The organism is Acinetobacter sp. CIP A162 (genome assembly GCF_000367905.1).
Taxonomy (GTDB): domain Bacteria; phylum Pseudomonadota; class Gammaproteobacteria; order Pseudomonadales; family Moraxellaceae; genus Acinetobacter; species Acinetobacter lwoffii.
On sequence record NZ_KB849159.1, the window covers coordinates 312,217 to 323,544 of the forward strand.

7 protein-coding genes are annotated in these 11,328 nt (G+C 44.3%); all 7 read left to right on the forward strand.

Going from position 1 to position 11,328, the window contains the following annotated elements:
* The first annotated feature begins 4 nt into the window (after nucleotides 1-4).
* The 7 genes from F995_RS07765 (at nucleotide 5) to sucD (ending at nucleotide 11,276) form a co-directional block, all read left to right on the forward strand.
* Complete coding sequence (locus tag F995_RS07765) at nucleotides 5-1,903, forward strand: FAD-binding protein (protein ID WP_004646289.1); 1,899 nt, start codon at nucleotides 5-7, stop codon at nucleotides 1,901-1,903.
* Between the two features lie 14 nt (nucleotides 1,904-1,917).
* Nucleotides 1,918-2,628 carry a succinate dehydrogenase iron-sulfur subunit gene (locus F995_RS07770; protein WP_004279433.1) on the forward strand — a complete coding sequence of 237 codons (711 nt, stop codon included), beginning with the start codon at nucleotides 1,918-1,920 and terminating at the stop codon, nucleotides 2,626-2,628.
* An 821-nt stretch (nucleotides 2,629-3,449) separates the two neighbouring features.
* Nucleotides 3,450-6,272 (forward strand): 2-oxoglutarate dehydrogenase E1 component, encoded by a 2,823-nt coding sequence (locus F995_RS07775; protein ID WP_004279434.1) that lies wholly within the window; start codon nucleotides 3,450-3,452, stop codon nucleotides 6,270-6,272.
* An 18-nt stretch (nucleotides 6,273-6,290) separates the two neighbouring features.
* Complete coding sequence (gene odhB, locus F995_RS07780) at nucleotides 6,291-7,505, forward strand: 2-oxoglutarate dehydrogenase complex dihydrolipoyllysine-residue succinyltransferase (protein ID WP_004279435.1); 1,215 nt, start codon at nucleotides 6,291-6,293, stop codon at nucleotides 7,503-7,505.
* Between the two features lie 100 nt (nucleotides 7,506-7,605).
* A complete protein-coding gene (gene lpdA / locus F995_RS07785; protein ID WP_004279436.1) occupies nucleotides 7,606-9,036 on the forward strand; it encodes a dihydrolipoyl dehydrogenase in 1,431 nt (476 codons plus the stop codon).
* Between the two features lie 170 nt (nucleotides 9,037-9,206).
* Entirely contained in the window at nucleotides 9,207-10,373 is a 1,167-nt protein-coding gene (gene sucC / locus F995_RS07790) for an ADP-forming succinate--CoA ligase subunit beta (RefSeq protein ID WP_004646290.1), read from the forward strand.
* A gap of 12 nt (nucleotides 10,374-10,385) precedes the next feature.
* Nucleotides 10,386-11,276, forward strand: coding sequence for a succinate--CoA ligase subunit alpha (gene sucD, locus F995_RS07795; RefSeq protein ID WP_004646291.1), 891 nt, complete (start codon nucleotides 10,386-10,388; stop codon nucleotides 11,274-11,276).
* The last annotated feature ends 52 nt before the right edge of the window (nucleotides 11,277-11,328 follow it).

Below are 11,328 nucleotides of genomic sequence, written 5' to 3' on the forward strand. Positions count from 1 at the left end.
AATCATGGGCGCTATAAACCCTAAAGAAGATTACACAAATATTCCACACGAAACTTTCGATGCTGTCATCGTTGGTGGTGGTGGTTCAGGTATGCGTGCGTCTTACCAACTTGCTCAAGCTGGTTTGAAAGTTGCGGTTCTGACTAAAGTATTCCCAACCCGTTCGCACACTGTTGCAGCGCAGGGTGGTATTGGTGCATCTCTTGGTAACATGCAAGAAGATAACTGGCACTACCATTTCTATGACACCGTTAAAGGTTCGGACTGGTTGGGTGACCAAGACGCGATCGAGTTCATGACTCGTGAAGCGCCTCAAGTGGTTTATGAGCTTGAACACCTAGGTATGCCATTCGACCGTAACGCTGATGGTACAATTTACCAGCGTCCATTCGGTGGTCACTCGGCAAACTACGGTGAGAAAGCTGTGCCACGTGCATGCGCTGCTGCCGATCGTACCGGTCACGCACTTCTTCACACGCTTTATCAAAGCAACGTGAAAATGGGCACTCAATTCTTCGTTGAATGGATTGCGCTTGACCTGATCCGTAACGAAAAAGGCGACGTTCTTGGTGTTACAGCAATTGATCAGGAAACTGGTAAAATTGCAGTATTCCAAGCAAAAGCGACTTTGTTCGCTACTGGTGGTGCTGGTCGTGTGTACCGTGCATCTACAAATGCTTATATCAACACTGGTGACGGTCTTGGTATGGCTGCTCGTGCAGGTATTCCATTACAAGATATGGAATTCTGGCAATTCCACCCAACGGGTGTTGCGGGCGCAGGCGTATTGTTGACTGAAGGTTGTCGTGGTGAAGGTGCAATCCTTCGTAACAAAGACGGCGAACCGTTCATGGAACGTTATGCACCAACTTTGAAAGACTTGGCGCCACGTGACTTCGTATCACGTTCTATGGACCAAGAGATCAAAGAAGGTCGTGGTTGTGGTCCTAAAGGCGATTACATCCTGCTTGATATGACGCACTTGGGTGCTGACACGATCATGAAACGTCTTCCATCTGTATTTGAGATTGGTAAGAAATTCGCGAACGTTGACATCACTAAAGAGCCAATTCCTGTAGTACCAACAATTCATTACCAAATGGGTGGTATTCCAACGAATATTCATGGTCAAGTGGTTGTTCCTGAGTCTCGTGAAACTGAAGCGCTTGTTGCTAACTACAATAAAGACACCGACGTTTACTCTACAAATGCCGAAGGTCGTGACTTTGCTAAGCCAGTAAAAGGCTTCTATGCAATCGGTGAGTGTTCATGTGTATCTGTACACGGTGCGAACCGTCTAGGTACGAACTCATTGCTTGACTTGGTTGTATTTGGTAAGGCTGCTGGTCAACATATCATTGAATATGTGACTAAACAGCACGATGGCGAATATGAGCCACTTCCAACAACTGTGCTTCAAGAAACTGTTGAACGTATTCGTAAACTTGACGAATCGACTACAGGTGAGAATGCTCAAGACGTTGCTGATGCAATCCGTGACATCGTTCAAGACCACGCTGGTGTATTCCGTACATCTGCGCTTCTAGACGAAGGTGTGAAGCAGATTCTTGCAATTGAACCGCGCGTACGCAATATTCACTTGAAAGACAAATCTAAAGTATTCAACACTGCACGTATTGAAGCACTTGAAGTTGAAAACTTGTATGAAGTTGCGAAAGCAACGCTTATTTCAGCTGCTGCTCGTAAAGAATGCCGTGGTGCACATACGGTTGTAGACTTTGAAGAGTCTCCAGACCATGCTGAATACCCATATGGTCGTCGTGATGATGAGTGGATGAAGCACACTTTATGGTTCTCTGCGGATAACCGTCTAGAGTACAAGCCAGTTCGTTACCGTCCATTGTCGGTTGACGCGATTCCACCTAAACCACGTACATTCTAATCAGGAGAATTCAGATGAGTAGAGGTACTCGTACATTTCATATCTACCGCTACGATCCTGACAAGGATAAAGCACCGTACATGCAAACTTTCAAACTTGAACTGACTGATAAGCACCGTATGTTGCTTGACGCACTTCTTGCATTGAAAGTACAGGACGAGACTTTAACGTTCCGTCGTTCATGTCGTGAAGGTATTTGTGGTTCTGATGGCGTGAACATCAATGGTAAAAACGGTTTGGCGTGTCTTTGGAACCTGAACGATTTACCAAATGAAATTACTGTTCGTCCATTGCCTGGTCTTCCTGTAGTGAAAGACTTGGTGGTTGACATGAACCAGTTCTATGATCAGTACAACAAGATCCATCCATTCTTGATCAACAACCAGCCTGCGCCTCCTAAGGAACGTTTACAGTCTCCTGAAGAGCGTGAGCATCTTGATGGTCTATATGAATGTATTCTATGTGCATGCTGTTCAACTTCATGCCCGTCATTCTGGTGGAACCCGGACAAGTTCTTGGGTCCTTCAGCATTGTTGAACGCTTACCGCTTCATTATTGACTCGCGTGATACGGGAACACAAGAGCGTTTGGCTCGTCTAGACGACCCGTTCTCATTGTTCCGTTGTAAAGGCATTATGAACTGTGTATCTGTATGTCCTAAAGGCTTGAACCCAACTAAAGCAATCGGTCACATCCGTAATATGCTTTTAGATATGGCAGGCTAATAGGCTGCTCTTCGCAGTTTAGAAAAAAGCACACCTTCAGGTGTGCTTTTTTTATGCAAACTATTGGAAAAATTAAAAAATCATAGGATAAAAATAAAGATACTATACTTAAAATGTATAAAGTTGAGTGAAACAGTCAGGAAAAGGGTAATGGCTTTGAGCGCCATATAAGAAGAACATGTGATTATTTTGGGTATTTATGATTTTTAGATGTAAAACTGACCTGAAAAATAGCAAGAACGATGTTATTATATAACGGAAATTTAAGGAGGGAGTGGATTGAAAGGTTTGCTCTCTTTTTATTTATCGGAAATGCTTAGGACTTAAGTCTACATTGAATCTATTTTTGAGATAAAGCACCATATATTAGAGTAAAATATCTGAACTGTATTTAGCCAATTTATGGAAGGTATGTGTCAAAAAAATCAATTGAAAAGTTGAGATTATGTTAGCATTTAGCTCATGACTATGTTTAAAAAATGCCACGCCAGGTACATTTTTTAAACACTGCATAATCAGGGACTGGTATATAAAGGTAGACCCGAGTCGCTTTAGAAAAAATCTTTGTTAATGCTTGCTTTTTTCTAAGTCGATTTGCAAAAAATTGCCCGGTTTCGATCGGGTATTCAATGAGTGATGATGCCGCTGAGGGGCGTTATTGTTCATTAAACATATCAAGATTTTCTTGGTGTGGTGATAACGCCTCATGGCTTATGCCTTATGGGGGACTAGTATCATATTACCAATTTGATGCTAATAATCCTGGGTTTTGCTTAAAAAGCATCCTGAAAATGTTTTTGCAATAGGAAATGGGTCCACAAATGCAAGAAGTTGCTGACGCTCTGCGTCTTGACACTGAACTTTCCGCTGATAGTGCAGCGTATATTGAAGAACTTTATGAGCAGTATCTGACTGCTCCAGACTCAGTGGGTGCTGACTGGAGAGCGTACTTCGATAAATTCCCAAAAGGTGATCAACCACACAGTAATGTACGTGAGCAATTCCTACTTTTAGGTCGCAATTCAAGCCGTATTCAGCCTATTGTTCAGTCGACAGTCAGCTCAGAGCATGAACGTCGTCAAATTGGCGTGCTACAGCTGATTGCTGCTTACCGTAACCGTGGCCACCAGAAAGCAAAACTGGATCCATTAGGTTTGGCGAAGCGTGAAGTTGTGCCTGATCTAGATCTTGCTGCGCATGGTTTGACTCAGTCTGACTTAGACACAGTATTCAATACTGGTAACCTGGCGATCGGTAAAGAAGAAGCGACTTTGGCTGAAATGGTTCAGTCAATGGAAGCCACTTACTGTGGTTCAATCGGTGCTGAATACATGCACATCGTGGACACCAAAGAAAAACGTTGGATTCAACAACGTCTAGAAAGTGCACGCGGTCAATATGGCTTCAATGCTGATCAAAAGAAACATGTCCTTGAGCGTTTAACTGCGGCTGAAGGCCTAGAAAAATATCTTGGTAATAAATTCGTTGGTGCCAAACGTTTCGGCGTTGAAGGTGGTGAAGCATTCATCCCGATGGTCAACGAAATTATTCAGCGTGCAGGTTCTGTAGGCTGTAAAGAAGTTGTGATCGGTATGCCTCACCGCGGCCGTTTAAACCTTCTTGTTAACATCATGGGTAAGAACCCGGCTGACCTGTTTGGTGAGTTCGAAGGTAAGTCTATTCACAAGAAAGGTTCTGGTGACGTTAAGTATCACCAAGGCTTCTCTTCAAACGTGATGACTCCAGGTGGCGAAGTTCACTTGGCATTGGCGTTTAACCCGTCACACCTTGAAATCGTTGGCCCTGTGGTTGAAGGTTCAGTACGTGCACGTCAAGTACGTCGTAAAGACATTGGCGGCGATGACGTATTGCCATTAATCGTACACGGTGATGCTGCATTTGCAGGTCAGGGCGTTAACCAGGAAACTTTCCAGATGTCACAAACTCGCGGTTATACCGTGGGTGGTACAGTGCACATTGTAATTAACAACCAGGTTGGTTTCACGACGTCTGATCCACGTGACGCACGTTCTACAGAATACTGTACTGACATCGCAAAAATGATTCAGGCACCGATCTTCCATGTGAATGGTGATGATCCTGAAGCTGTGGTGTTCATTTCACAATTGGCACATGACTTCCGTCATACCTTCCGTAAAGACGTTGTGATTGACATGTTCTGCTACCGTCGTCGTGGTCATAACGAAGCGGATGAGCCAGCTGCAACTCAACCAATGATGTATCAAGTGATTAACAAGAAAGCGACTACGCGTACGCTTTATGCGGATCAATTGGTACAACAGGGTGTTCTTGATCGCGCAAGTGCAGATCAAATGGTTGAAAACTACCGTGCAGACCTGGAAGCGGGTAATCACGTTGCCAATGCACTGGTACTTGAACCAAACAAAAAAATGTTTGTGGATTGGACTCCTTACTTAGGTCATGAGTACACAGACGAGTGGGATACAACTTTCCCAATCGAACGTCTAAAAGAGCTTGGCAAGAAAATGCGTGAGCTTCCTGAAGGCTTCGTGATGCAGCGTCAAGTTGCAAAAGTAATTGATGACCGTCTGAAAATGCAAACGGGTGAAATGCCTCTGAACTGGGGTGCTGCTGAAACTCTGGCGTATGCAACTGTACTAGATGATGGTTACTTGCTTCGTTTAACGGGTGAAGACGTAGGTCGTGGTACTTTCTCACACCGTCATGCAAAACTGCATAATCAGGTAGATGGTTCAACTTATCTTCCACTGTGTAACCTGAAAGAAAACCAGCCGCGTACTGCAATCTATGACTCTTTGTTGTCAGAAATGGCTGTATTGGCATTTGAATATGGTTATGCGACGACTCTTCCTAAGAGTTTGATCATCTGGGAAGCACAATTCGGTGACTTCGCAAACTGTGCACAGGTTGTCATTGACCAGTTCATCTCATCTGGTGAAACCAAATGGGAGCGTGTATGTGGCTTAACTATGCTTCTTCCACACGGTTTTGAAGGTCAAGGTCCAGAACATTCATCTGCACGTTTGGAACGTTTCTTGCAGCTATGTGCTGAAGACAACATGCAAGTCATCACACCGACTACGCCTGCGCAGATTTTCCACGCATTACGTCGTCAAGCGATTCGTCCAATCCGTAAGCCATTGATTGTTACTTCGCCGAAATCTTTACTTCGTCACAAGCTTGCTGTATCTAGCCTTGAAGAGCTTGCAAACGGTACATTCCAAACCGTGATTGATGAAGTAGACAACATCAACAAGTCAGATGTAACCCGTCTGGTTCTGTGTGGTGGTAAGGTGTATTACGACCTAGTTGAAAAACGTCGTGAAAAAGAATTGAACAACACTGCAATTGTACGTATTGAACAATTATATCCATACCCAGAAAAACGCCTGGCAGAAGTGCTTGCGCAATATCCAAACGTTAAAGAACTTGTTTGGGCGCAAGAAGAACCGAAGAACCAAGGCGCTTGGTTGTTCATCGCACCGCGTCTATATGACGACGTGATGAAAGCGGGTAAACAAGTACGTATTAGCTATGCAGGCCGTGAAGCTTCTGCTGCACCGGCATGTGGTTCACCATATTTGCATGCAAAACAACAAGCTCAGCTCATCAACGACGCGCTTGCGATCGACGCTGAATAATCCAGGAGATTCTAAGTAATGGCAACCGAAATTAAAGCACCGGTATTCCCAGAGTCAGTTGCGGACGGTACGATCGCAACTTGGCACAAACAACCAGGTGAAGCAGTGTCACGTGATGAAGTGATCTGCGATATTGAGACTGATAAAGTTGTTTTAGAAGTTGTTGCTCCTGCAGACGGTACACTTGCATCTATTATTAAAGGTGAAGGCGATACTGTTCTTTCAGCTGAAGTCATTGCACAGTTTGAAGAAGGTGCTGTTTCTGGCGCTACGCAAACTCAAGCAGTTCAGTCTGAAGAGAAAGTTGAACAAGCTGCTGCGCAAACTGAAGCGGGTAATGCACCGATCGTTGAACGTCAACAAGTACAGGATCAGGCTCCAGCAGTGCGTAAAGCATTGACTGAATCTGGTGTTGCAGCTGCTGACGTTGCAGGTACAGGCCGTGGCGGTCGCATCACGAAAGAAGATGTGGCAAATCATCAGGCGAAACCGGCAGCACCTGCAGCGCAACCATTAAGCGTTGCAGTGGGCGAGCGTATCGAAAAACGTGTTCCTATGACTCGCCTTCGTAAGCGTGTTGCTGAACGTTTACTTGCAGCGACTCAAGAAACTGCAATGTTGACCACGTTCAACGAAGTGAACATGAAACCAATCATGGAAATGCGTGCTCAATACAAAGATGCATTTGAGAAGCGTCATGGTGCGCGTCTTGGCTTCATGTCATTTTTCGTTAAAGCAGCAACTGAAGCACTTAAACGCTATCCAGCGGTAAATGCTTCAATTGATGGCGATGATATCGTGTATCACGGTTATTACGACATCGGTGTTGCGGTTTCATCTGAGCGTGGTCTAGTGGTTCCTGTACTTCGTGATACAGACCGCATGAACTATGCTGAAGTTGAAAATGGCATCCGTGCATATGCTGGCAAGGCACGTGACGGTAAACTGGGTATCGAAGATATGACTGGCGGTACATTCACCATTACTAATGGTGGTACTTTCGGTTCATTGCTTTCTACACCAATTCTAAATACGCCACAAACTGCGATTCTGGGTATGCACAAAATCCAGGAACGTCCGATGGCGGTGAATGGTCAAGTAGAAATCTTGCCAATGATGTACCTTGCACTGTCTTATGACCACCGTTTAATCGATGGTAAAGAAGCAGTCGGTTTCCTTGTAACAATCAAAGAATTGTTAGAAGAGCCAGCGCGTCTGATCCTTGATCTGTAATTTATTCATTAAAAATCTCCCCTAACCCCCTCTTTAAAAAGAGGGGAAGATCCCCCTTTGGAAAAGGGGGATTAATAAGGGGGATTAGTTGGAGATAAACATGTCTCAATTCGATTTAGTCGTAATTGGTGGTGGCCCGGGCGGCTACGAAGCAGCAATTCGTGCAGCTCAACTTGGTTTTAAAGTTGCGTGTATCGAAAAACGTATTCATAAAGGTAAACCATCTTTAGGTGGTACTTGCTTAAACGTCGGTTGTATCCCGTCTAAAGCTTTACTTGATTCTTCACATCGTTATGAAGATACAGTTCAACATCTAGATGACCATGGTATTACGACTGGTGAAGTTAAATTCGATCTTTCTAAAATGCTGGCTCGTAAAGACAAAGTTGTAGATCAATTGACTGGCGGTATCGATCAGTTACTTAAAGGTAATGGCATCGAGTGGTTAAAAGGTACGGGTAAACTGCTTGCAGGTAAAAAAGTAGAATTTGTTTCTCACGAAGGTGAAACTCAAGTTTTAGAGCCTAAATATGTGATTCTTGCGACGGGTTCTGTACCAGTAAATATTCCAGTGGCTCCTGTAGATCAAGACTTAATTGTTGATTCTACTGGCGCGCTTGAATTCCCAGAAGTACCTAAGCGTTTAGGTGTAATTGGTGCGGGCGTGATCGGTCTTGAGCTTGGTTCTGTATGGCGTCGTCTTGGTGCTGAAGTTGTTGTATTTGAAGCAATGGATGCATTCTTACCAATGGCTGATAAAGCATTGGCAAAAGACTTCCAAAAACTGTTGACTAAGCAAGGTATGGATATCCGTATCGGTGCAAAAGTTGCAGGTACTGAAATCAATGGTCGTGAAGTAACGGTTAAATATAACCAAGCTGGTGAAGACAAAACTGAAACTTTCGATAAATTGATCGTTTGTGTCGGTCGTCGCGCATATGCTGAAGGTTTATTGGCTGATGATTCAGGCATTAAATTGACTGAACGCGGTTTGGTTGAAGTCAACGATTGGTGTGCAACTTCAGTTGAAGGCGTATACGCAATTGGTGACTTGGTACGTGGTCCAATGCTTGCGCATAAAGCAATGGAAGAAGGCGTAATGGCGGTTGAGCGTATTCACGGCCATGCTGCACAAGTGAACTATGACACCATTATTTCTGTAATTTACACACATCCGGAAGCGGCGTGGGTAGGTTTAACAGAACAGCAAGCGACTGAAAAAGGTCACGAAGTTAAAACGGGTCAATTCGGTTTTGCTGTGAACGGTCGTGCTTTAGCTGCGGGTGAAGGTGCCGGTTTCGTGAAGTTTGTTGCTGATGCAAAAACGGATCGTTTACTCGGTATGCACGTGATTGGACCTGCTGCGTCTGATATCGTTCACCAAGGTATGATCGCGCTTGAGTTTGTATCTTCAGTTGAAGATCTTCAGTTGATGACTTTCGGTCACCCGACATTCTCTGAAGTGGTACATGAAGCTGCACTTGCAGTTGATGGGCGTGCGATTCACGCGATCCAACGTAAGCGTAAGTAATTCGAAAAAAGAGCGACTTAGGTCGCTCTTTTTACATTTCATGGTTGTTTTTATTGGAACAATCATCTAAAAATAAAGATAACGATTTTAAGAAATGCTGGTGCTGCTTTGACGGACGTCTGGGTGCTAGTGGGTTATAACAAGGCAAAGAAGTAATAAAAGGTTATTCAATGAATTTACATGAGTATCAAGCAAAAGCGCTATTAAAAAAATATGGTATGCCTGTGCAGGAAGGGATACTTGCCACCAATGCCGATGAAACGGTGCATGCTTTCGAGCAGCTGGGTGGAAAGTTCGCAGTATTGAAAGCACAGGTGCATGCGGGTGGCCGGGGTAAGGCTGGTGGGGTAAAAGTGGTGAAATCGGCTGCCGAGGCTGCTGAATATGCCAACCAGATTATTGGTTCACGCTTGGTGACTTATCAAACGGATGCCAATGGTCAGCCAGTCAATAGCATTTTAGTTTCGGAAGATGTTTATCCGGTTGAGCGCGAGCTGTACTTGGGCGCTGTTGTAGATCGCTCGACTCGCCGCATCACTTTTATGGCATCGACTGAAGGCGGTGTTGAAATTGAGAAAGTGGCCGAAGAAACCCCTGAAAAAATTATTAAAGTTGAAGTTAATCCTTTAGTTGGTCTAATGCCATTTCAGGCGCGTGAAGTTGCTTTTGCACTTAAACTCAAAGATGGACAAATTAATCAGTTTGTTAAAGTCATGACGGCTGCTTATCAGGCATTTATAGAGAATGATTTTGCACTTTTCGAAATCAATCCGCTGTCTGTGCGTGAAAACGGCGACATTCTGTGTGTCGATGCCAAAATCGGAATTGATTCAAATGCGCTGTACCGTTTGCCTGAAGTGGCTGCTTTGCGTGATAAGTCTCAAGAAAATGAACGTGAGTTAAAAGCCTCTGAGTTTGATCTGAACTATGTGGCTTTAGAGGGTAACATTGGTTGTATGGTCAATGGTGCCGGTCTTGCCATGGCAACCATGGATATTATTAAGCTGTATGGCGGTCAACCAGCCAACTTCCTGGATGTTGGTGGTGGTGCAACCAAAGAGCGCGTGATTGAAGCCTTTAAAATTATCCTTGCAGATAGCTCTGTACAGGGCGTATTAATCAATATTTTTGGTGGAATTGTACGTTGTGACATGATTGCTGAAGCAATTATTGCAGCGGTTCAGGAAGTAAATGTGACTGTTCCAGTGGTTGTTCGCCTTGAAGGCAACAATGCGGAACTGGGCGCGAAATTACTGGATGAATCAGGTTTGAAATTGATTTCTGCAGACGGTCTTGCTGACGCTGCAGAAAAAATCGTTGCTGCTGTAAAAGCTTAAGGAGTATCTAACATGAGCGTATTAGTTAATAAAGACACTAAAGTATTGGTACAGGGCTTTACAGGTAAAAACGGTACATTCCATTCTGAACAGGCTTTGGCCTATGGTACCAAAGTTGTGGGTGGTGTAACCCCAGGTAAAGGTGGTCAAACCCATCTAGAATTGCCTGTATTTAATACCATGCGTGAAGCGGTGAAAGAAACAGGTGCAGATGCTTCGGTGATTTATGTTCCGGCCCCCTTTGTACTGGATTCTATTGTTGAAGCGGTTGATTCTGGCATTGAGTTAATTGTGGTGATCACTGAAGGTGTACCGACCATCGACATGCTTAAAGCCAAGCGTTATCTGGAAACCAATGGTAATGGCACACGTCTCATCGGACCAAACTGTCCGGGTATTATTACGCCAGGTGAATGTAAGATCGGGATCATGCCGGGACATATTCATCAGCCGGGTAAAATCGGGATTATCTCGCGTTCAGGCACATTGACTTATGAGGCTGTGGCGCAAACTACAAAACTCGGTTTAGGTCAGTCGACCTGTATCGGGATTGGTGGTGACCCGATTCCGGGCATGAACCAGATTGACTGCTTGAAACTGTTCCAGGAAGATCCACAAACTGAAGCTATCATTATGATTGGTGAGATTGGCGGTACTGCGGAAGAAGAAGCTGCGGAATATATTCAATCGAATGTGACCAAGCCAGTTGTTGGTTATATTGCGGGTGTGACTGCACCTAAGGGCAAGCGTATGGGTCACGCAGGTGCGATTATTTCAGGTGGTAAGGGCACAGCAGAAGAAAAGTTTGCTGCCTTTGAGCGTGCGGGTATGGCGTATACACGTAGTCCTGCCGAACTCGGTTCAACCATGCTACAAGTGTTAAAAGATAAAGGTTTAGTATAATTGTAAATTTAAAGTTAATAAAATGCCCTCAATATTGTGGGCATTTTATTTT